At 56.3% G+C, this 21,501-nt stretch carries 21 protein-coding genes and 1 pseudogene; 18 read left to right on the forward strand and 4 right to left on the reverse strand.

Translation table 11 applies throughout. From position 1 onward, the window contains the following. Positions 1-918 precede the first annotated feature (918 nt). From KIN_RS04435 to KIN_RS04445, 3 genes are read left to right on the forward strand one after another with little or no spacing between them, the layout of a single operon-like run. Complete coding sequence (locus KIN_RS04435) at positions 919-1,422, forward strand: 2Fe-2S iron-sulfur cluster-binding protein (protein WP_159804721.1); 504 nt, start codon at positions 919-921, stop codon at positions 1,420-1,422. Then, entirely contained in the window at positions 1,419-2,405 is a 987-nt protein-coding gene (locus tag KIN_RS04440; RefSeq protein ID WP_159804722.1) for an FAD binding domain-containing protein, read from the forward strand. The genes KIN_RS04435 and KIN_RS04440 overlap by 4 nt, the downstream gene beginning before the upstream one ends. Further along, complete coding sequence (locus tag KIN_RS04445) at positions 2,402-4,756, forward strand: xanthine dehydrogenase family protein molybdopterin-binding subunit (protein WP_159804723.1); 2,355 nt, start codon at positions 2,402-2,404, stop codon at positions 4,754-4,756. The genes KIN_RS04440 and KIN_RS04445 overlap by 4 nt, the downstream gene beginning before the upstream one ends. Here KIN_RS04445 and KIN_RS04450 read toward each other — a convergent pair. Continuing rightward, positions 4,748-5,674, reverse strand: a complete 927-nt coding sequence (locus tag KIN_RS04450) for an AraC family transcriptional regulator (RefSeq protein WP_159805370.1) — start codon at positions 5,672-5,674, stop codon at positions 4,748-4,750. The two genes, KIN_RS04445 and KIN_RS04450, sit on opposite strands and share 9 nt — an antisense overlap. A 223-nt stretch (positions 5,675-5,897) precedes the next feature. Between KIN_RS04450 and KIN_RS04455 the strand changes: the two genes are divergently transcribed. The 13 genes from KIN_RS04455 to gabT all read left to right on the forward strand — a co-directional run bounded on the left by KIN_RS04455 (position 5,898) and on the right by gabT (position 17,312). After that, on the forward strand, positions 5,898-6,719 hold the full coding sequence (locus KIN_RS04455; protein WP_159804724.1) for an NAD(P)H-binding protein: 822 nt from the start codon (positions 5,898-5,900) through the stop codon (positions 6,717-6,719). A gap of 31 nt (positions 6,720-6,750) precedes the next feature. Further along, on the forward strand, positions 6,751-6,885 hold the full coding sequence (locus KIN_RS22540; RefSeq protein ID WP_279285221.1) for a hypothetical protein: 135 nt from the start codon (positions 6,751-6,753) through the stop codon (positions 6,883-6,885). A gap of 249 nt (positions 6,886-7,134) precedes the next feature. Next, a complete protein-coding gene (locus KIN_RS04460) occupies positions 7,135-7,356 on the forward strand; it encodes a hypothetical protein (protein ID WP_159804725.1) in 222 nt (73 codons plus the stop codon). A gap of 126 nt (positions 7,357-7,482) precedes the next feature. Beyond that, complete coding sequence (locus KIN_RS04465) at positions 7,483-7,887, forward strand: type 1 glutamine amidotransferase family protein (RefSeq protein ID WP_159804726.1); 405 nt, start codon at positions 7,483-7,485, stop codon at positions 7,885-7,887. Between the two features lie 257 nt (positions 7,888-8,144). Next, positions 8,145-8,963, forward strand: coding sequence for a PAS domain-containing protein (locus KIN_RS04470; protein ID WP_159804727.1), 819 nt, complete (start codon positions 8,145-8,147; stop codon positions 8,961-8,963). Next, a complete protein-coding gene (locus KIN_RS04475) occupies positions 8,956-10,230 on the forward strand; it encodes a sigma 54-interacting transcriptional regulator (RefSeq protein ID WP_159804728.1) in 1,275 nt (424 codons plus the stop codon). The genes KIN_RS04470 and KIN_RS04475 overlap by 8 nt, the downstream gene beginning before the upstream one ends. Positions 10,231-10,262: 32 nt before the next feature. Next, a complete protein-coding gene (locus tag KIN_RS04480; protein ID WP_159804729.1) occupies positions 10,263-11,315 on the forward strand; it encodes an ABC transporter substrate-binding protein in 1,053 nt (350 codons plus the stop codon). A 58-nt stretch (positions 11,316-11,373) separates the two neighbouring features. Then, positions 11,374-12,447: an ABC transporter ATP-binding protein gene (locus KIN_RS04485; protein ID WP_159804730.1), complete on the forward strand. Its 1,074-nt coding sequence runs from the start codon at positions 11,374-11,376 to the stop codon at positions 12,445-12,447. Next, positions 12,444-13,319, forward strand: a complete 876-nt coding sequence (locus KIN_RS04490; protein ID WP_243144810.1) for an ABC transporter permease — start codon at positions 12,444-12,446, stop codon at positions 13,317-13,319. Before KIN_RS04485 ends, KIN_RS04490 begins: the two co-directional genes overlap by 4 nt. A gap of 89 nt (positions 13,320-13,408) precedes the next feature. Next, entirely contained in the window at positions 13,409-14,164 is a 756-nt protein-coding gene (locus KIN_RS04495) for an ABC transporter permease (RefSeq protein WP_243144811.1), read from the forward strand. Between the two features lie 24 nt (positions 14,165-14,188). Then, entirely contained in the window at positions 14,189-15,679 is a 1,491-nt protein-coding gene (locus KIN_RS04500; protein WP_159804732.1) for an aldehyde dehydrogenase family protein, read from the forward strand. A 1-nt stretch (position 15,680) separates the two neighbouring features. Further along, positions 15,681-16,007: a DMT family transporter gene (locus tag KIN_RS04505; RefSeq protein WP_159804733.1), complete on the forward strand. Its 327-nt coding sequence runs from the start codon at positions 15,681-15,683 to the stop codon at positions 16,005-16,007. 15 nt (positions 16,008-16,022) lie between these two features. Beyond that, positions 16,023-17,312, forward strand: a complete 1,290-nt coding sequence (gene gabT / locus KIN_RS04510; protein WP_159804734.1) for a 4-aminobutyrate--2-oxoglutarate transaminase — start codon at positions 16,023-16,025, stop codon at positions 17,310-17,312. 57 nt (positions 17,313-17,369) lie between these two features. Here the strand turns inward: gabT and KIN_RS04515 are convergent, their stop codons facing one another. Then, a complete protein-coding gene (locus tag KIN_RS04515) occupies positions 17,370-18,269 on the reverse strand; it encodes a LysR substrate-binding domain-containing protein (RefSeq protein ID WP_159804735.1) in 900 nt (299 codons plus the stop codon). Between the two features lie 92 nt (positions 18,270-18,361). Here KIN_RS04515 and KIN_RS04520 point away from each other — a divergent pair, with 92 nt between their 5' ends. Then, positions 18,362-19,570 (forward strand): acyl-CoA dehydrogenase, encoded by a 1,209-nt coding sequence (locus KIN_RS04520; RefSeq protein ID WP_159804736.1) that lies wholly within the window; start codon positions 18,362-18,364, stop codon positions 19,568-19,570. A gap of 130 nt (positions 19,571-19,700) precedes the next feature. Here KIN_RS04520 and KIN_RS04525 read toward each other — a convergent pair whose 3' ends face one another. Next, the gene (locus tag KIN_RS04525; protein WP_159804737.1) at positions 19,701-20,018 is read right to left on the reverse strand and encodes a hypothetical protein; all 318 of its coding nucleotides are present in this window, start codon (positions 20,016-20,018) and stop codon (positions 19,701-19,703) included. A 120-nt stretch (positions 20,019-20,138) separates the two neighbouring features. Further along, complete coding sequence (bla, locus tag KIN_RS04530) at positions 20,139-20,969, reverse strand: class A beta-lactamase (protein WP_159804738.1); 831 nt, start codon at positions 20,967-20,969, stop codon at positions 20,139-20,141. A gap of 147 nt (positions 20,970-21,116) precedes the next feature. Here bla and KIN_RS04535 point away from each other — a divergent pair. Further along, positions 21,117-21,476 (forward strand): annotated as a pseudogene (locus tag KIN_RS04535) (helix-turn-helix domain-containing protein); the annotation flags it as partial. Positions 21,477-21,501: the final 25 nt, after the last annotated feature.

Raw genomic sequence — 21,501 nt, forward strand, 5'->3', positions numbered from 1 at the left:
ATATCGGCCGCGTATTGAAACACCAAGTTCCCGACCAGGATCCGCCGCTGCGTGTGTATGGTCAAGAAAGGCAGCTGGGAGAGCCGATAACACGCTTTCTTGCCAGCCTGTTTTTATTGTTCCTGTAAGGTGCCGCATGTTGCCTTACCGCCGATCCCTTTTAACGGCGACCTCTGTCGCCGGTTCTCTCGTGGACGTGGAAACCCAAGCTAACAGAGGTGGAGCGGCTTTACGCACTAGTAGCGGCGCAAGTCGGTGAGGAAATAGTGGCGATGGCTCCGCGTCGGCTGTGGGGTGAGCGAATTCCAAATATTAAATTAGTGTCGAAAACCTTAATGGCTTTGCTAACCGACATTGTCATTTTCAGCGGGTATATGATTGGATCAGATACGAGGGTCAGTGAGACGGTGAATCAAGGCGGGTTCTGGCGGGCGTACGATATCTTGATCTTCGATTGTGATCACTGCTGATCCGGACCTTCCGACATGCACACAAAGTCCATTCGGGTAGCTCACGTCATTTATGGACAGGGTTTCAGAAAAGTTGCAGGCGCCGTCCTAGACTCGACAAGTAGGCTCTGCCGCAAGCGTGCGCTGTTTTCCTCGTAATCCTATTGCGATTACGGATCGTTCCGTGAAATTCCGCTGCTGAGCCGCGCGAAGCCCCTTCTTCGCATCTTGTGCCAAGATCACCATAGATACGAACTCCTGCGACAATAAGCTGTACGCTCGGAACGGTCGCAGTCGAGGCTTTGAAATATACTTTCACCAGCCACTTGCGTGCGGCGCGACCAATCTCTCAAAGATTTATCTCGTTTGAAAGCTGGGTCAGTGGGAAATCTGATCTGGTTGGGTGTTCTGGTCACCGACCGCTACGGCGATTTTGCGCGTTAGAGCGCCTAGCTTAGGGAGCGAACCGATGACCATAGAGATAAACAACCGGCCCTACGATTTGCCGGATGATGCCCGCATTTCGCTTCTTGATTTCATGCGAGAACGTCTTGAATTTTTTGGCAGTAAGAAAGGCTGCAACCAAGGCGCATGCGGAGCGTGCACAGTGTTGGTTGATGGAGAACGTATTCTTTCGTGTCTCGCGCTTGCCGCCCAATATGATGGCCGCTCGGTCACTACGATTGAAGGTGTAGCGAACGGTGATGAGCTGCATCCACTGCAGGCTCTGTTTGTAGAGCATGAGGGCATGCAATGCGGCTACTGCACCCCAGGCCAGATTATGAGCGGGATCGCTCTTAAGTCCGAGCTTGAGCGCGGCGCTCCAAGCAATGTTTCCTCGGACCTGACTGTCGCTCCGCGTCTGAGCCGCGATGAAATCAAAGAGCGATTGAGTGGTAATTTGTGCCGATGTGGGGCTCACAACGGAATTATCGACGCTGTGGCGGCCTATGTCGGGGGTGAAGAGCAATGAACCCTTTGACCTACGAAAAAGCAACGTCCTCCACTGACGCTCTCGAAAGACATGATGGTGACGCCGCCAAGTTTCTGGGAGCTGGAACCAACTTAGTGGATTTGATGCGTGAAGGAATTGCGACCCCGACACGTTTGATTGACGTTACGGGATTGGCGCAGAGCATCGAAGAGCAATCTGACGGTGGTCTTCGGATTGGTGCAGGCGTCAGCAACACGGCCGTCGCCGAAGACGCAACGGTCCGCGCCCAATATCCAGCATTGTCGCGCGCTATCCTTGCAGGAGCATCAGCACAAATCCGAAATATGGCGACCGTTGGCGGGAACATTCTGCAGCGGACACGCTGCTCGTACTTTTACGATGTGGCTGGATCACGGTGTAACAAGCGTTCTCCCGGCGAGGGCTGTGATGCTATCGGCGGTTTCAACCGTGCCCACGGCATACTCGGCGTGTCAGACAGCTGCATTGCAACACATCCATCGGATATGGCAGTCGCTCTTTCGCTCTATGACGCAGTGATCAATGTCGAGAGTGACGAGGGGACCCGAAGCATTCCGATAAACGACTTCTACGTTCTTCCCGAAGATACGCCTGACATCGAAAATCAGCTTAATCCGGGTGAGCTGATCGTATCAGTCGATCTGCCTGCACCGTCTGCAAACAGACGTGCAACCTATCGCAAAGTGCGAGATCGCGCGAGCTACGCTTTCGCACTTGTCTCTGTCGCAGGCAGCCTGATCATCAAAGATGGCTTGGTTGTAGACGCGGGTATTTCACTCGGCGGCGTCGCACCTAAGCCTTGGCGCGCAATAGAAGCGGAAGCGGCGATTGTTGGGTCCCCACCAACAGAGGAGACCTTCCGAAATGCGGCTCAAATCGCATTGGCAGACGCGACAACTCAACCCGGAAATGTCTTCAAAACTGAATTGGCGCAACGTGTGATTGTCGCCGTGCTGCAAGACCTCGCAGGAGACGCACAATGACAAATATCAAACCCAACTCATCGTCACATAAGTCGGATCCCAATAGACGTCAGGTCCTGGCTGGTTCAGCGGCGGTCGCTGCTATTGGCGCGTTTGGCCTGCCTGTTGGTGCACAAACAACCGCTGCACCTGCTGCTTCGGGCGCTTTTGCCAGCTTGGGCGTTCCTCATGTTCGGCGAGACGGAGCGGAGAAAGCGCGCGGCGGCGCCAAATTTGCTGCTGAATATAGCTATCCTGGAATGGTCTACGGCGCGCTCGTCTACTCGACCATTGCGCGGGGTACGATTACGTCTCTGGAAACAGCTGAGGCAGAGGCAGCCCCTGGTGTTGTTCTTGTGATGACCCATGAAAACGCGCCACGGCTTGAACGACCTGAACCCTTCTATTCGTCTCCAACTGGAATGGCGGGCAGCTCGACACCTGTGATGCAGGACGCTGAGGTGCTTTGGAACGGGCAACCTGTCGCAGTCGTTTTGGCGTCGACCCAGGAAGAAGCCGACCACGCAGCCACCTTGATCAATGTTGCTTATGAAGAGGCTGATGCTGTCACGAGTTTTGATGTCGCAGCAGAAAGCGCGCAGACAAGTTTCTACGCGGGCCGCGATCTGCTCATTGAGGAAGGTGATGCAGAAGCCGCGCTAGCCGATGCGGAAGTGTCTGTCGATTTGTCGTTCAACACACCGGCCCACAACCACAACCAGATTGAACCGCACGCCGTCACTGTTTTGTGGAAAGACGGCATCCTTCGCATGCATGATTGCTCGCAAGGGGTTGATCTATCCGCAATTACGATTGCGAAAGTGTTCGGCATTTCCTCTGCAGAAGTGCATTTGTCCGCTGAATACGTTGGCGGAGGCTTCGGAGGCAAGACGGTATGGCAATACCACATCCTCGCTGCTGCTGCATCACAATTGGCCGACAGACCTGTTCGCATGTCACTGACCCGAGAGGGCGTGTTTCGCATATGTGGTGCGCGCGCGCCAACACGGCAGCGTGTGGCGTTGGGCTCTGACCGCAAAGGCCGTTTGACGTCGCTGATCCACACCGGAACGACGATGAAAATTGAAAACAACTCGATGACTGAGCCGTTTTTCGAGCAGAGCGAACACATGTATCGCGCTGACAACATGCACCTTGAGATCCGGGCAGGCACGATGGATATGCTTGCGAATACGTTTATGCGAGCACCGGGGGCAGCAACTGGGACATTTACGCTCGAAGTTGCCTTGGACGAACTTGCCGAACGCCTTGCGATCGATCCCATTGAACTGCGGGTCCGAAATGAGCCTGATGTCAATCCAACGACGGGCCGGGAGCACTCGCAGCGTGCATCGGTCGATGCATATCGTGAAGGTGCGCGTCGGTTTGGCTGGGTTCCACGTTCGGGACAGCGCCAGGGCTACCGTGAAGGTGAATGGCAGGTCGGGACCGGTATGGCAGCAGCATATTATCCCTATAAGCGGTTTCCTGGCGGTGCCGCACGCATCACGTTGGACCGCGAAGGTGGTGCATTGATCGAAACCGCTGCGGCTGACATGGGCATGGGGACGACAACTGCAACAGCAGCTGTTGCCTCAGAGCGGCTTGGCATTCCCTACGATGCAATCGAAGTCAGGCACGGCGACAACACGCTACCTGGTGCATTGATTGCAGCGGCCTCCCAGCAAACCGCGGCAATCGGAGCCTCACTGACAGCGGCGCATGAGGTTTTGCTTGCCGAGCTTGCGAGCCTAGTTCCAGCGACATCACCGTTGCATGGCCTTCCGGCTGCTGAACTTGGAACCGCTGAGGGCGCACTTTATTCGCTAGCTGATCCTCACCAACGGATCCCACTGATTGACCTTGTGGCATGGTCGGAAAGCGGCACTGTATCTGCGGAAGGGCAGGGCGGGCCGATCTCGGAATGGACGCAGGACTGGTCGATGCATTCGACCGGGGCTGTATTCACTGAAGTGCGCGTGAACTCAGTCACCGGCGAAATACGCGTACCTCATATCACAGCCATCTATGATTGCGGAAAAATCCTGAACTCGAAATTGGCTGAAAGTCAGTTTCGAGGCGGAATAATCATGGCGCTCGGGATGACATTGATGGAAGGCGCCAGTTTTGACGAGCGGAACGGACGCGTGATGAACCCAAGCTTCGGGTCCTATTACATGCCGACTCACCTTGACGTCCCACATATTGACGTGGGCTGGACTGACATTCCTGATCCGCAAGCACCTACGGGTGCGCGCGGAATTGGCGAGATTGGAATGAGTGGCCCAGCAGCAGCGATCTCAAATGCCATTTACGACGCAACCGGCAAGCGCGCGCGCGACCTCCCAATCCGTTTGGATGCGCTAATGTGAGACGATCAAAGCGCGCCGCGAGTTTTTTGCAAATTGTCGCGGCGCGTGTCCCATGGTCCTCTTGAAGGCAACACCAAATGCGCTTTCAGAGGTGTAGCCAACATCGGAAGCAATCGTCGCCACGGGCATCTGTGAGTTCATCAACCTATCTGCAGCAATCAACATGCGCCATTCAGTGAGATATTCGATTGGCGTTTGGTCGGTCACCTCACGAAATCGAACCGCAAACGACGTTCGTGAGCTTGCAGTCAGCTTCGCAAGTGCCTCTACGCTCCAAGCTTTAGCTGGATCATCGTGCATCGCTGCGATCGCGGGTGCGATACGTTTGTCTGCCAAGGCGGCGAGCCAGCCTTTGCCAACAGGCGAATTTGTGGCGAGATGATCGCGCAGGACTTGAAGCAACAAGACGTGGGAAAGATGTGTGACCGTTAATGGACTTCCCGGTCGAGGCAAACGCAGCTCATCCGCAATTCGACTAAGTGTCCAACGAATGGTCTCTTGCTCGGGACCAGGACTAATCACGATTAAAGGCGGCAAATTGCGCATGAGTGTTCGCGCAGGCAATCCGTCAAGGAGGAACCTTGCGCCGGTCATGAAAAAATCGCCACCACATCCGTAGGTCGCCGTCCCGCCATGACGTACCGGTTCGTAGAGAATTTGCGCATCGATCCCTGTTTGTGAGGGTTTCGATGACAGGACAAAGGGCCGACCCCGTGGCAGAATTGCGCAATGGCCAGCCGGAAGATGAACGGGGTCAGAATCCTGAACGGTTATCCAGCATTCTCCTTTGAGGATGGCATTACATTTCAGACCCTCATGCGCCTCAAATCGAATTGACCAGTCACCGCCCGCGTTAAAACCGGCAGCGACACAATCATGTGGATGCAATAAAGAGACAATATTGGATAAAGGATCTATAGATCACCTATTTTGAACGATGGCGAGATATTTGCGAACTTCCGAGTACATTAAGTTCAAATTATCGCTCACATCTCATCGGATATCAACACGGAGGATCGCGCTGCGATCCATAAACCAGCACCTATCGATAGCTGCAAATTGCCAGCCTGGAGGGGCTATCTGCATTGGGGTGCTGGGTTTTCGGCAGTTGGCCTCGCGCAACTCAAAAGAGTGAACCAGAATGAACAGTTCTAAATCTACACCCAAAGTGATGATCACAGGCGCAACGGGACAGCTTGGTGGTCTGGCGATTTCGGCCTTGCTGAAAAGGATGGCTCCAATTCAGATTGCCGCGCTTGTGCGACAAAAAAAAGAGGCCGATGCCCGTGTGTCGAAACTCGATCAACTAGGGATCGAAACGAGAGAAGCAGATTACGAAGATCCCGCGTCACTGAGGCAGGCGATGTCGGGCATCGAACGTCTGCTATTTGTCTCTTCCAATTCGTTTGAACCGCGCCGGACAAAACACCAGAAGGTGATTGATGTCGCACAGGCGTCCGGTGTGAAGTTCATTGCATATACCAGCATCCTAATTGCTCAGGAAACTCCGCTGGTTTTGGCGACCGATCACCGGGAGACAGAGGACATGTTGACGGCTTCCAGCATAGATCATGTGGTGCTTCGCAGTGGGTGGTATCTGGAAAATCATCTCAACGGAGCCCAACAAGCCGTGAAGGATGGTTTCATTGCAGGTGCTGCAGCCGATGGTCGTTTCTCTTCGGCTGGTTGCGCGGATTATGCAGCGGCAGCCGCTGTTGTAGTCCATCCAGATTTCGTCTCGACACGACAGTTTCTTGAGTTGGCTGGCGATGTTCCATATTCGCTTTATGATTTTGCTGCGGCTTTAAGCGAGCAGTTTGATACGGATATTCGATACCGATTTGTGTGCTGCCGATGGGGCGCTGGAGGACGCGAGCGGCACACTGCAGGCTCCTATTGGCCGTCCGACACTTTCCCTGGCCGATGCACTATCAGCCAGCTCTTGACCCTTAGAGCTCTGTAAATACCCTAAATCTAACTCAGGAGAATGCAAAATGACAAAAATCACACCAAACCGCCGCACCATCTTGTCAGGCGCGGCAGCAACCTTTCTCACAGGAATTTCTGGGCTGGTCAAACCAGCACGAGCACACGGTCTCGCGCTGACCCGGACAATGCGTGGTGTGTAATCTAGACTATTCATGCAAGCATGGTTAACATCAGTTAAGCTAATTAAATCTCACTGAATTTCGGAAGCCTTTCGTCGCGGCTGTATGTCGGATTTGCGACGAAGGAGAGCGCTATGCTTAAGCAATACCTTTTCGTAACAGCTTCGGCGGTGATGCTTTTGTTCGCGACGACTTTTTTCTCGCAAAGCACACCGCGTCATTGTTCAGACATACTGGACGCGCCCCCATTTCTTAAAATTCTTGATCGCAATGAAGGACCGGGCTTCGGCGAAATCTCGTCGGATCGCCTTGGAAAGCTACTTCTGGGTGCCGAATGCGACGAAGGAAGTCTTGTCGCGTTTTTCACTAGATTTGGATGGGAATTTTCTGGGCAAAGTGAGATTTCAGGTGAGAGCTGACCGCCTGATGCCCGATTTCAACATGACAGATATTTCGGCTTTTGTCGGCCAAGATTTTGGCCGTGGCGATTGATCTTCCGCCGCTGCGGAGCTGCAGCAGAGACGTATATGTACGAAAATCGGATTACGCACGTGCATGCAGGGCTACGCTTGTAAGGGGGGCAAATGCCGATCTACATCGAGTCAAAGGGGGTCGGTTTTGATTCGAACCCATTTGCGGGCCATGCCAGGTTGCCGGAAAACGAAAAACCTGGCCAGACTTCTTCATTGGGCGTATGCGCGCGACCGGTCCACGCTTGGGATCTGTCATTTTCCTGCCGCGTTGATCGCCTCGGACAATGCAAAGCCGTTCATCTATGACAGCTACGAAATTGCGGCCTTCCCTGATCCGGTCGACAAGCAAACGCCAATCATCGGGTATATGCCTGGTCACATGCCATGGAAGTTTGGCGAGAAGCTTGGTGCCTTTGGTGTGACAATCGTGAATACGAAGGCCGACGCCTCCTGTCATGTTGACCGCCGTCTTATCTCGCGCGCGAGCCGAAAGGCGGCGAATGATTTCGGAGGGCTGGCGGCGGAAGCCTTGCTGCACGCCGTGCGCTAGATCGGAGCGCTGCGGACGACTGGTTTTGAGGTCGTCAGAACCTGGCATCGCCCGTCGTTCTCCTTACCGGAGGCGACACAAACATCACCGCGATGATGCGCATGATAGACACCACTCGCGTCGCGTGGTGGGCAGGTTGTACTTAACCAATATGCAGGGACATTTACCGTTGTGCAGTAATGCGAACACGGCAAGCCATTGAGAAAATTGAATTAAAAAAAGTTGCACTCTGCGATGCAAAAACGCAGCATTGATGCATGAATGAATCATCTCTGACTTCTCAGACAACAATCGTTAGCGAGCGAGATGTCCTCGCTGGCATTCTCGCAGCCTCGACCGATGCATGCTGGTGCATGGAATTTGATGAACCTGTCGATCTCACTGTGAATGACGGTGAGGTCGTTCGACAGATTTTTGAGAACGGTCCTCGCTGGCGTTTTTGCAATGATGCAATGGCCCAGCTCTACCTGCTTGGCCCAGATGAAGATCTGAACGCGCGTCCCGTTTCCGAGATTTTTCCGCGCAATGCGCAGAACGAAAAATTTATCCAGAACTTGCTGTCGAACGGGTTCGAGGTCAACGGAGCTCCCGCTCTGGATCGGCGCTACGATGGTGTCGAAATACACGTGGAGAACGACGTTCGTGCACATATCAATGGTGGGCAGCTTATCCGCATGTTTGGCATCGTCCGTGATGTCGGCAAGCACTATCGCCGCGAGGCCGATCTATCTGCACAGTTGAGCACGGCGACACATCTGATCGAAATTTTGCCCGACCCGGTCATCGGGATCGACGCAAGCGGGGCGATCCTGGTCTCCAGCGCCGCCGCCGACCGCCTGCTTGACCGACCTGCCGGTGCATTGGTTGGCGAGATTGTGGGTCAGGTAATTGATGCCGCATGGGGCATGTCCGCGAAGTCTCTTGTGCTGGCCTTGCAGGACGGCATCGTTGGATCGTCAGGACAGGTCGTCGTGGACTCGATGCGCATCGAATGGACGATCGAACGGCGTATCCCTACAGCTGATCGCGATCTGGCAGGCGTTCTCGTGCTCAGAACCGGAGTGGCATATGACTGAGCCTGCGATTGAGACAGTTTCGCAACTGGAGGACGGCGTGTTGCTGCTCGACAGCGAGGGTACCGTTTTGGTCGCTAACCAGGCTGCTGAGCGGATGCTGAACATCGGTGTCGGATCAAATATTAAAAATCATACCGGTTTTGACGGAAGGTTGCCCGACATCGTTGCACACGGCCAGCGTGCCGATTTTTCTCTGAAGCAGCCACGTGGTCGGGACCTGATGGCGTCCCTGCGTCGAGGCAGTGCTGGTCAGCTTCACCTTCATATCCGGGATTTGGATATGTTGGACCACCTCCGCGACAGGGCTCTGGGGTCCGTCAGGACAGTGGCCCCTGGTCATTTATCGACAAACCGGACGCGTCCCGACTTTGCATTGCAACGGCGGCTGTCGCCCGCCCTTCACAGGGTCCTGTCGCGTGGGGAACGCGCGGTCCAGCAGGGTGCCCGCGTTCTCGTCACTGGGGAGTCCGGCGTCGGCAAGTCAGAGATCGCATTCTTCCTGCATAACACTGTCGCCGATGGTCGCGATCCTTTCGTGACTTGCAATTGCGCCATGTCATCTGGTGAGGATCTGACGGCGGCGCTTTTTGGCAAAGATGGAAATCCAGGATTGGCTGCAGCGGCTGCCGGAGGCACGCTCTTCCTTGATGAGATTGCTGAGCTGCCTCGATCTGTTCAGGTGCAGCTGCTTGGCTACCTCGAAGACGGCCGACAGCCATGGCCAACAGAAGGGACCGCCACTTTGGCGCCCGTCCGGGTCATCGGGGCAACGGGCGCGAACTTGCTGCAACTGGTGCAAGAGGGCAAGTTCCGCGCTGATCTGTATTACCGCCTCTCCGTGGTGGAGCTTTCGGTTCCCGCGTTACGGCGGATGCCAGAATTGATCGGCCACCTGACAGATCGTTTCCTGCAAACCGCCAACATGCGGCGGTCCACACCTGCCGTGTTACCCCAACGCTTTCGGGATCTGTTGCTGGACTATTCATTCCCCGGCAACATCCGGGAATTGGTCAACATCATCCAAAAGGCCACCATTTTCATCGAAGACGCCGAGGACATGGAGGAGCTGATTGCCGATCTGATACGCCCGCACCCGTCCCTCGGCGACCAGGATCTGCCAGATGCTGCGACCCTTGATCTGAAGACAGAAGTGCGGCGGTTCGAAAGGGCCATGATCGACAAGGCCATCCGCATTCACGGATCAAAACGCCAAGCTGCCAAAGCCCTTGGCGTCGATATCGGAACAATCGTTCGCAAGACGGCCTGAAGGTCGCAACCAACACTAACGGGAGAGAAAATATGAAACTTTTTGACAAACTTGCTGGCACGACCGCCTGCGCGGCGCTTATGTTCTCCGCGCTTCCATCTTTCGCGGAAGGGGAGCTGAACATTCTGACTTGGGAAGGCTATGCCGACCCGTCGTTTATTGAACCGTTCGAGGCAGCGACAGGCTGTTCGGTTTCTGCAACCTATGTTGGGTCCAACGACGATTTCGCGCCAAAGCTAGCGGCAGGTGGCGGTGTTTTTGACCTTGTCTCACCTTCGATCGATTCAACCGCACCGCTGATCGCGGCGGGCTTCGTACAACCGATCGACACGGCCCGGATCGACGAATGGAACAGCATCTATGAGAAGTTTCGGACGTCTGACGGGATCAACCAGGACGGCGAAGTCTACGGTGTGCCCTACGCCTGGGGTGCGATTGCCTTCATGTACCGCGCGGACAAGTTCGATACGCCGCCCACAACACTTGATGCCTTGTGGGATCCGGCACTGGAAGGACGGATCAGCCTGTGGGACGACAAGTCTGCCCTCTACGTGGCCGCGCGGGCCAATGGCGACATGGACATCTACAATCTGACGGATGAGCAGATCGCCTCGGCTCAGGAGAAGCTGATCGCGCAGCGCCCTCTGGTGCGCAAATACTGGTCTTCTGCCGGCGAACTGGTTGATCTCTACAAATCCGGTGAGGTCTGGATTTCCAACACATGGGCTGGCTACCAATCCGCCCTGCTGGCCGAAGAAGGTATCGAGGTTGTCGAGTTCATCCCCGAGGAAAATGCCGAAGGCTGGATGGACAGTTTCATGATCGTGTCCGGCACACCGAACGAGGAATGCGCCTATCAGTTCCTGAACATGGCCGTCTCCGAAGTTGGACAGTGCGGTGTTGCGAACGTGAACGGCTATTCGGTTGCCAATCCCGAAGCCGCACGTCGGTGCATGAGCGAAGAGCAATTTGCCGCCCTGCATCAGGATGATCCCGAATATCTGGACAGTCTGTTGCTGTGGGAGAACCTCGGTGATCGTCTCGGCGATTACACCAACGCGTGGAATGCGGTGAAAGCACAGTAAGTCAACGGGCGGGAGCGGCATTCGCACTTGCCAACCCCACTGCCGACAGGAAACGACCATGACTGAGATCGTTGCTCTCAAGAATATCTCCAAGCATTTCGGCACTGTGATCGGTGTCGATAACGTGTCACTCACCGTGGAACAGGGGGAATTCGTGACGCTGCTTGGGCCTTCTGGGTGTGGCAAGTCAACACTGTTGCGGATGATCGGCGGTTTCGAGGAACCCACTCAGGGCGGCGTTGTCATCAGCGGTAAGGATGTGACTCATTTGCCGCCAAACAAGCGACCGGTAAATATCGTCTTTCAGGACTACGCGCTGTTTCCTCATATGAGCGTTGGCAAAAACGTCGGCTACGGTCTACGTGTCGGCGGCATGCGCCGCACGGAGGTCGCTGAACGCGCCAGCGACGCATTGGAACTGGTGGGCCTTGCCGACCGTTTCGATGCCAAACCGCACGAGCTGTCCGGTGGTCAGCGACAACGCGTTGCCTTGGCTCGCGCAGTTGTGCGGCAGCCCAAGGTCCTGTTGCTGGATGAGCCGTTGAGCGCTCTTGATGCCAATCTGCGCGAAGCGATGCAGGTCGAGCTGAAACGGCTGCAGCGCAAGGTCGGCCTGACATTCATCATGGTCACACATGATCAGACCGAAGCCTTGGCGCTGTCGGATCGTGTGATTGTCATGCGCGAGGGCCGGGTAATGCAGGACGGCACGCCCGATGTGCTTTATGACCGTCCATCCAGCTCTTATGTTGCCGGGTTTATCGGGACGACCAACCTGTTTCAGGGTCAGGTCCGTGGCGAAACGCTGCACGCGCTTGGTCATCAATTGCTGGTACCAAAAGGTCTCGCACCCGACGGCTCGATGCTAACTTTCGGCTTCCGGCCTGAAAAGGCCGAGATATTGCCGCTTGACGCTGCCGCAAAAGGCACTCTGCCTGCGACAGTCACCGACATTCTATATCACGGGAATTCAGCGCGTATCGTTGTAGATGTCTCGGGCGTGTCGTTGTCGATAGATCAGACTATCGCGGGGGCACGGCACGGATCAGGGCTGCCCGAGATTGGCGACCGGGTTCAGATCGCCATTTCGCCAGACCGGATCATGGTACTTGCCGATGAGGTGGCGGCGTGACAGCCGGAGTAGTCAAACGCGCCCGTCTGCGACAGTTTCTGGTTCTGTCTCCACCATTGCTGTGGACCGTGCTGTTCATGTTCGTCCCCTATGCGATCCTTGTGGTCTATTCGTTCTGGCGCGCGCAATTTCCACTGGCCGTTCCTGATTTTCAATTCGGCAACTACATTGAGATATTTACCGACCCGCAATACTTGAACGTTCTGTTGCGCACCGCAAAAATTGCGGGTCTCGTCTCGCTCTTGTCTCTGCTCCTGGCGTTCCCGTATGCCTATTTTCTGGTGTTCAAGGTGCGTAAGCCGGGTCTGCGGCTGACACTTTATATGGCCGTCGTTGCACCCCTTTGGGTCAGCTACCTGCTGCGCGCCTATACTTGGAAAACCATCCTCGGCACCGAAGGACTTTTGAATTCGTTCCTGATGTCCACCGGCATCCTGTCTGAGCCGTCATCCGTCTTTCTCTACAATCAAACCGCGATGATCATCACCCTGACATACGTCTTCATACCGTTCATGGTGATGCCGATCTATGCGGCCCTCGAAAAAATCCCACCAAGCCTGATCGAGGCCTCGGGCGATCTGGGTGAGGGCGCGCTGGCGACCTTGGCCAAGATCACTATTCCTCTTGCAATGCCCGGCATCGTTGCTGGGTTCACCATGACGTTCTGCCTATCCTTTGGCGACTTTATCTCGCCCATTCTGGTAGGTGGCCCGGATGGCCTGATGATTGCGAATGTCATCGCTGCACAGTTCGGCGCGGCGCTCAACTGGCCGCTGGGATCGGCGCTCGCGCTTGTGATGTTGGTCATCGTTTTGGGGATTATCACGGCGTCGGACCGATTTGAGCGACTGGGACAGGCGCGGCTATCATGACCTTGCTGGAAACAACATCTGCCGCCGTGATATCCACGCAAAGCGTATCCCGCAAACCCCGCCGCTGGGGCACGCGCTTGGGCTGGAGTGTGACCATCGGTGCCATACTTGCCTTTCTTTACGTGCCGATCGCCGTGCTGGTTCTGTTCAGCTTTAACACGTCCAGATCGCTGAGCTGGCCGATGGAGGGTCTGACCCTCGACTGGTATCGCAAACTGGCCGGGAACGAGCAGCTGATCGAGGCGGTGGGTAATTCATTCTACGTCGCGACCTGTTCCACCATCCTGACCCTAGTGATCGGCGTACCTGCTGCGCTGGCGCTGGATCGACTGTCGTTTTCCGGCAAGGGCGCGTTCCGCAAGCTGGTTTTGCTGCCGATAGCACTTCCCGGGATCATCACCGGCATCTCCATGTTGATCCTTTTCCGGATGGTCGGTTTCACACTGTCACTTGAAACAGTAATTATCGGGCATGCGACAGCGCTGTTAGCGGTGGTCGTCACGCAGGTCTATGCGCGGCTGCAACGTCTGCCCCGCAGTTACGAGGAAGCTTCGGCGGATCTCGGTGCCAGCGGCTTGCAGACCTTCTTTTTCGTGACGTTGCCAAACATCCGCAGTGCGGTGATCGGTGCAGGGCTTTTGTCTTTCACCCTAAGCTTTGATGAAATCCCGGTGACATTTTTCCTCACGGGCCGCGATAACACGCTGCCGATGTACATCTGGTCCACCATGCGACGCGGCCTGACCCCTGAAATCAACGCGGTCGGCGCGCTGATCGTCGCCTTTTCGGCGGTGCTGATCGTGCTGTCCGTCATTTTGATGAGAGACAAACCCGGCGCCCGATGACGCGCCGCAACAAGGAGAGATGATATGAACATGCAAGCGAAACTGGATGCCGGAATAACCCGCGCTGCTTTGATTGATGGCGCATGGGTTGACGGCCAAGGCGGCACTTTCGATGTACGCAACCCGCACAACGGCGAAGTTCTTCATCAGGTGGGCGCATGCACTGCATCGGATGTGGATGCCGCCGTTGCGTCTGCGCATGCGGCCCAGCCTGGATGGGCCGCCCTATCCGTGATCGAACGTGCGCAGATCATGCGCCGTATCCATACGCTTTTTCTGGAACGCGCGGAACCGATTGCACAGATGATCACCGCCGAGATTGGCAAGACCATCACCGACAGCCGCGAGGAAGTCTTTGAGTATTCCGCCCCAAGCTGGGGCAAGGCGGCAGAGGAGATCCTGCGTCATCGCGGCCTTTCCTTCCCATCGACGCAGGAGCGGACGACGAACAAGCGACTGGTGATGAACCACCGCCCTCTCGGTGTTGTGGCCTGCATCACACCCTACAACTTTCCGACGGATATCTCGTCGATCGCGCTCGCGCATATCGCGGCGGCGGGCAACTGCGTGATCTGGAAACCATCCGAATATGCCGCTGTCAGCTGTGCGATGCTGGCAGACATCTTTAAGGAGGCGGGCCTTCCCGACGGGGTCATTAATGTTGTTCAAGGCAAGGGAGACGCAGGAGCCGCATTGGTCGATCACAAGGATGTCGATGGTGTCTTCTTCACCGGCTCGACCGCGACCGGTCGGAAGATCGCCGAGAAATGTGCCTTGCGCCCGCATCTGCTTGAACTCGGTGGTGACGGGCCGTTCATCATCCTCGAAGACGCCGACATCGACGCCGCTGTCGACGGCGCGATGAACGGATGTTTCTACTACACAGGGCAGGTCTGCACCTCTGCCGAGCGGCTGCTGGTGCATGAGTCTGTTTATGACGAGTTCGTCCAGAAATTCACCGCCAAGGCCCACGCGCTGAAGATCGGAAACCCGGCCGAGGAAGATGTCGAAATGGGACCGTTGTGCAATGCGGACACCCTCAAGCGCGTGAAGGCGCATGTGGAGGACGCCCGCGCCAAAGGGGCGAATATCGAACAGATCGGTAAGGAGGAAGGGCTTTATTTCCCGGCCACGATCCTGACGGATGTCACGACCGACATGGATATCATGCGCGAGGAAACGTTCGGCCCGGTCGCACCGATCTACAAGATCAAGGACGCGCAGGAGGCCATCGACATCGCCCATATCTCAGGGCTGGGGCTGATCGCATCGCTGTGGACCCGCGATCTTGCGACCGCTTGGCGTGTTGGTGAAGCGCTGCCGCACGGATCCGTAAACGTCAACGAGACATCGAATTACTGGGACCAATTGGCACCCTTTGGCGGCACCGGGCAATCGGGTGTGGGACGCGAACTCAGCCAGTGGTTCCTTGAAACCTTCACCGAACGCAAGCTTCTCGTTTTCGATCTGGGGGGCGACGTGAAATACAACCGCCGCGCCGAGGGCGGCTGGTAAATTGAACTGGGTCTGGCTCGCCTTCGCCATCGCCGCCGAGGTCATCGCGACCTCGGCGCTCAAGGCGTCGGACGGACTTATCCGTATGCCTTATGTGCTGGCCGCAATCTGCTGTGTCGCATTGTCCTTCGGGCTTTTGGGTCTGGCGCTGCGAACGGTCCCCATGGGGGTTGCCTACGCGATATGGGCGGGTGCGGGTATCGCTTCCATCACTGCGATCGGCGCGTTTGGATTTGGGCAATGGCCCGGACCCTGGACCTATCTTGGGATTGGTTTTGTGCTGGCCGGGGTCGTCGTCCTCTACACGCTCGCTGATACGCAGAACTGAAAACGGAGCATCGATATGTCAAATAAATCTTTGAAAATGCGCCGCGAGGAGGCAGTCTCGCGCGGTGTCGGGACGCGGGATATCTACGCTGTCCGTGCGCAGAATGCAGAATTGTGGGATGCGGACGGGCAACGCTTCATCGACTTTGCGGGTGGCATTGCCGTCACAAATGCGGGGCACAGACATCCGCGTTTGGTCAAAGCCGTCAAAGACCAGCTCGATGCCTTTACCCATACCTGTTTCCATGTAGCTCCCTACGAGAGCTATATCCGCCTGGCCGAACGCCTGAACGCATCAACACCCGGTGATTTTGCAAAGAAGACCATGCTCGCCACCACGGGGGCCGAAGCGGTGGAGAACGCCATCAAAATGGCGCGTGCCTTCACGGGGCGTTCAGGTGTTATCGCGTTTTCGGGCGCTTTTCACGGGCGCACCCTGTTGGGCATGGCGCTCACTGGAAAAACCGCCGGGTATAAGCACGGATTTGGCGCGATGCCACCCGAGGTCTTCCACGCGCCGTTTCCAAACGCCTTTCACGGCGTCTCAGTCGCGCAATCGCTCGACGCGCTTGAGATGCTGTTCCGTGCGTCCATCGATCCCGCGCGGGTGGCCGCGATCATCGTGGAGCCGGTGCAGGGGGAGGGGGGATTCAACATTGCGCCGCCCGAATTCCTCAAGGCGCTGCGGGCACTCTGTGATACACACGGCATCGTCCTGATCGCGGACGAGGTGCAGGCCGGTATGGCACGCACGGGCCGCCTTTTTGCATTTGAGCATGCGGGTGTCGCTGCCGATCTGGTCACGATGGCTAAGGGGCTTGCTGGCGGCTTCCCGCTATCCGCTGTCACTGGCCGCGCAGAGATCGTCGATGCGCCCAATCCTGGTGGCATTGGCGGGACATATGCCGGCAACCCGCTAGCCGTCGCCGCTGCGAATGCGATGCTGGACATCATCGCTGACGAAGACCTCTGCACACGCGCAACAGAGATCGGGGCGCGTCTGACAGGCGGGCTTCATGATATCGCGTCGCGCGTGGCGGAAATCGGGGACGTGCGCGGACTTGGCGCAATGGTTGCGTTCGAGCTGGGCGACAAGGATCAGCCCGACACCACGCTCACCATGCGGATTGTCGCCGACGCCGAAGCGCTTGGTTTGATCATTCTACCCTGCGGAACCCGCGGCAACGTGGTACGGCTCTTGCCGCCATTGACGACGCCGATGGCGCAGGTGGACGAGGCGATAGAGATATTGCGCAGTGCCATTGACACGGCGACTGGCAACGGTCTGGCGGATCGTGTCGCATAAGTGAAACAAGACGTGTGCTTTCAGGATTGAACGCCCCAGCTGCCGTTGCATGCGATCTTATCGTGCCTGCGCAGCGGCTTGCAGCCAGGCTTCAAAAGCATCCATGGTGGGATTTTTTGCGTGCGACGCTGGGCGGATCAAGGCATATGGTGTTGGCCCATCCAGTGTCTGAGAATTCACTCTGTGCAAGGCACCTGTGGCAATGGCCCGTTGGGTGAATATGTCCGGCAAGAGCGCCAGTCCAAGCCCGGCTTCGGCCGCCGAGATGACCATGTCAAAATGCTGCACCCTTGGACCTTGCAACCGTTCGATTGGCGCGCCACCTGCCTGTGCAAGCCAATCGTTCCAAAGCTCGGGACGTGTCGCAAGTTGGATCAGAGGAAATCGCGCCAGATCCGCAACCGACAGCGATTGACCAACCGCAACGAGGCTGGGGGCCGCGACCATGATCAACCTTTCATCAAGGAGCGGCGCAATTTGCGTGCCATTTCGCGCCATAACGGCCCGCTGGATCGCTGCGTCAAAGGGGCTGTCGTCAAAGTCCACCGGGTGAAGCGTTGAGGCCAGATCGATGGACACGTCGGGATAAGACTGGAGAAACTCCGGCAATCGTGGAATGAGCCATGTCGCGGCAAAGGTCGGCAGAACGGCAAGACGCAGCACATCCCCACCTTCGCTAAACGCCATGGCCATCCTCGCCGTCCGGTCAAGCGATGCGAGGATTTCTCGCGACTCGTGGATCATCGCGCGGCCCGCATCGGATAGATGCAAGCGTTTCCGTACCCGGTGGAACAGCTTCACGCCAAGCCTGTCCTCCAAGGTGCGGATTGCGCGGCTAACTGCACTTTGTGTCAAGTTCAGAGCTTCGGCCGCGCGAGACACAGTGCCGAGATCGCCGCAAAATACCAGTGCGCGCAGCTCTTGAACGCTAGGAGTATATCTGGAGCGATGATCCATAATATTCTTTTAACTCATCAACTCTGTATTTTCTATCGTTATCAACGCCCCGGGCTCTTTGCTAGCAGTGCATACAGAATGAGGATCCTGACATGACGCTGAAAGCTAAAGACGCCCCCGATCTCAACCGCTTCAATTATGAAGATCCGTTCCTGCTGGACGCGCAGCTGTCGGAAGAGGAACGCATGCTGCGAGACGCGGCCAAAGCCTATGCGCAGGACAAGTTGCAGACGCGCGTCATCGAGGCCTTTCGCAATGAAATGACGGACGTGGCGATTTTTCGTGAAATGGGCGAGATGGGATTGCTGGGCGTGACGATCCCCGAAGACTATGGCGGCCTTGGCGGATCTTACGTGTCCTACGGTCTTGTCGCGCGTGAAATCGAGCGGGTGGACAGTGGCTACCGCTCTATGATGTCGGTGCAAAGCTCGCTCGTAATGTATCCGATCTATGCTTATGGATCAGAAGAGCAGCGCAAAAAGTACCTTCCCAAACTCGCCAGCGGGGAATGGATCGGTTGCTTTGGCCTGACCGAGCCCGATGCCGGGAGTGACCCGGCAGGTATGAAAACCACGGCCAAAAAGACCGCCGCCGGCTACACACTTTCCGGCACCAAGATGTGGATTTCTAACAGTCCGATTGCGGATGTGTTCGTCGTCTGGGCGAAGTCAGAGGCGCATAACGGACAGATCCGCGGCTTTATTTTGGACAAGGACATGAAAGGACTCTCGGCGCCCAAAATCGACGGCAAACTTTCGTTGCGCGCCAGCATTACTGGTGAAATTGTCATGGATGGCGTCGAGGTTGGCGAAGATGCGATCTTGCCCGATGTTGAAGGCCTGAAGGGTCCGTTTGGTTGTCTGAACCGGGCGCGCTACGGGATCAGTTGGGGCGTCCTTGGCGCGGCTGAATTCTGTATGGAGGCGGCGCGTCAATACGGTCTTGATCGCAAGCAGTTCGGCAAACCCTTGGCGCAAACCCAGTTGCACCAGTTCAAACTGGCCAACATGCTGACGGAGATCAGTCTTGGATTGCAGTCAAGCCTGCGCGTCGGGCGCCTCATGGACAAGGCGCAGGCAGCACCGGAGATGATTTCCATCATCAAACGTAACAACTGTGGCAAGGCGCTGGATATCGCACGAGTGTCGCGCGACATGCACGGCGGGAACGGTATTTCAGAAGAATTCCAGATCATGCGCCACATGGTGAATCTAGAAACAGTGAACACCTATGAAGGCACGTATGATGTTCATGCGCTCATCATCGGGCGATCCATTACCGGCTTGCAGTCGTTTTTCTAAAGGCCGCCGTTTCGCCGCAACCGGGACCTACAAACGAGGCGCGGGACAAAACCGACCTTCAGTGTCATGCAGCTAATGACCGCTTTGACCGTGAGTCAAAGTCAGATCCTTGTGCCCACTTTTTCTGATATTATGGGCATCTGAATGGCACGAAGGTGCTGGCCATGCCTTCATTCATGGTCATTATGGTAAGCAGGTTTGCTAGCTCAAACTCGGCATCTCTTCGGGGGCAGACGTTTCCCGGCGTTTGACAGCCGTTTTCGATGAATGCGCGGTTGTCGGTCAGAAACTCTTCCGTCAGACCACCGCTGCCAAGATGGGCAATAGCTGCGTCAACTGCACGATCATAAAGAACGCATTTTTGTTCCGGCCATGTCAGCCCTTCGAGGTCTTGGGCTTGAACATGAATTGGTGCCGAAAGAAGCAAGATCGCCAGAATTGGCCGCATACTGGACCACCTAGTCATTGGGATACGGATCATAGCGGGGCAGCAGCAGGTTTGTGGTAGCAATGCGTGCCAGTTCGGCATGATGCTCGCTTTGGCCTTCAGCATCGCGTCGCGAGCTGTTCATGTAGACGGCCATGAACAACGGTTCTCGATCAAGGGATAGATGGCGGCAATCGTCGAGGTCCGACCGTCGCTTCCGGTACCAGTTCGGTCTGCAACCTGCCATCCTTGCGGAACACCCGCGCGCAGGCGATGCGCACCGGTGGCATTCTCCGTCATCCAGTTTTTCAGAAGCAGGCGGCTGCCCTCCAATTGAGCTGAACCTGTCAGAAAGGTCCGCATATTGCGTACCATCTGAGCAGGCGTGGTACTATCGCTGTCTGGGCTTTCCGGCGGTGTCGTCAGGTCTGGAAGATAGCGATCCACGCGCGTCACCTGGTCGCCCATCTGCCGAAGCCACAAAGTAAGGCTCTGCGGACCGCCCAGACTTTCGAGCAATAGGTTTGCGGCCGCATTGTCGCTTCGCGTCATCATGGCCGCGCAAATGGCTGAGACCGGCATCGTGTCCCCGTGCGCGTTTTCGAGAACCGGGGAGTGTGAGAGCGGCATCATATCATCAACATGGATACCACGATCCAGACGTTCTTGCCCTGCATCGACCCGATACAGAACAGCCGTTGCAATGAGGAATTTGACGGTGCTGTTCGAGGGCTGGCGATAGTCTTCACTCCAGCCACTTGCACGGTCGTTCTCGCTGTCGAGCGCATAGACGCCGATATCGCCAAGCAGTGATAACTCGATTACCTCGAAGGAGAAGTTGGGGATAAGACCGTCATCATATGTCCTGGGTTGCCATTCTCGGTAGTCGAGCCCCCGCTCTTGTCCCAATCCAGGAATTGCTACGCAGGATGCGAGACTGGCTATCAGTGTTCGACGTGAAATCAGGCTCATTGTTCAAACCCATCGGCAAGTGCATCCAAGCCGTCGATAATAGCAAGAGTCGCACGTCTGCCGGGCAGTGGATGCGGGCGACTACGAATGAGATATCTATCAACCGGCAGGCGAATTGGCTAAGCCAAATCTGCCGAAAGGGCGACATCAGAGAAGCTGGAGATCATCCGGCTGGTCGAGGAAAGCCATCTGTCGGCTCGCTTAACGCCGGCCAAGCTGGGCATCCCTCGGACGACGTTCTATCGCTGGTACAACCGATACCTGCAGCGTGGCGAGGCTGGCCTAAAGGATCGATCTCCCAAGCCAAAGCACGTCTGGAACCGCGTTCCTGACAAAGTGAAGCGCAAGGTCGTCAAACTGGTACTGCTGGAGACGGAACTGTCTCCGCGTGAACTGGCCGTCACATTTATGGACCAAGAGTGCCACTTTGTCTCGGAATCCACCGTCTATCGGACACTTAAGGCCCACGATTTGATTGCCAGCCCTGCCTACAGCATGATGAAGGCTGGACTGATGAACGGTGCGGCGCCAA

Source organism: Litoreibacter roseus (assembly GCF_009811795.1).
Classification (GTDB): Bacteria; Pseudomonadota; Alphaproteobacteria; order Rhodobacterales; family Rhodobacteraceae; genus Litoreibacter; species Litoreibacter roseus.

What these genes read in the sequence shown, in the direction of transcription:
- KIN_RS04435 (WP_159804721.1), top strand. Translation starts at nt 919, where the DNA reads ATGACCATAGAGATAAACAACCGGCCCTACGATTTGCCGGATGATGCC.
- KIN_RS04440 (WP_159804722.1), top strand. Translation starts at nt 1,419, where the DNA reads ATGAACCCTTTGACCTACGAAAAAGCAACGTCCTCCACTGACGCTCTC.
- KIN_RS04445 (WP_159804723.1), top strand. Translation starts at nt 2,402, where the DNA reads ATGACAAATATCAAACCCAACTCATCGTCACATAAGTCGGATCCCAAT.
- KIN_RS04455 (WP_159804724.1), top strand. Translation starts at nt 5,898, where the DNA reads ATGAACAGTTCTAAATCTACACCCAAAGTGATGATCACAGGCGCAACG.
- KIN_RS22540 (WP_279285221.1), top strand. Translation starts at nt 6,751, where the DNA reads ATGACAAAAATCACACCAAACCGCCGCACCATCTTGTCAGGCGCGGCA.
- KIN_RS04460 (WP_159804725.1), top strand. Translation starts at nt 7,135, where the DNA reads ATGAAGGACCGGGCTTCGGCGAAATCTCGTCGGATCGCCTTGGAAAGC.
- KIN_RS04470 (WP_159804727.1), top strand. Translation starts at nt 8,145, where the DNA reads ATGAATGAATCATCTCTGACTTCTCAGACAACAATCGTTAGCGAGCGA.
- KIN_RS04475 (WP_159804728.1), top strand. Translation starts at nt 8,956, where the DNA reads ATGACTGAGCCTGCGATTGAGACAGTTTCGCAACTGGAGGACGGCGTG.
- KIN_RS04480 (WP_159804729.1), top strand. Translation starts at nt 10,263, where the DNA reads ATGAAACTTTTTGACAAACTTGCTGGCACGACCGCCTGCGCGGCGCTT.
- KIN_RS04485 (WP_159804730.1), top strand. Translation starts at nt 11,374, where the DNA reads ATGACTGAGATCGTTGCTCTCAAGAATATCTCCAAGCATTTCGGCACT.
- KIN_RS04500 (WP_159804732.1), top strand. Translation starts at nt 14,189, where the DNA reads ATGAACATGCAAGCGAAACTGGATGCCGGAATAACCCGCGCTGCTTTG.
- gabT (WP_159804734.1), top strand. Translation starts at nt 16,023, where the DNA reads ATGTCAAATAAATCTTTGAAAATGCGCCGCGAGGAGGCAGTCTCGCGC.
- KIN_RS04515 (WP_159804735.1), bottom strand. Translation starts at nt 18,269, where the DNA reads ATGGATCATCGCTCCAGATATACTCCTAGCGTTCAAGAGCTGCGCGCA.
- KIN_RS04520 (WP_159804736.1), top strand. Translation starts at nt 18,362, where the DNA reads ATGACGCTGAAAGCTAAAGACGCCCCCGATCTCAACCGCTTCAATTAT.
- KIN_RS04525 (WP_159804737.1), bottom strand. Translation starts at nt 20,018, where the DNA reads ATGCGGCCAATTCTGGCGATCTTGCTTCTTTCGGCACCAATTCATGTT.
- bla (WP_159804738.1), bottom strand. Translation starts at nt 20,969, where the DNA reads ATGAGCCTGATTTCACGTCGAACACTGATAGCCAGTCTCGCATCCTGC.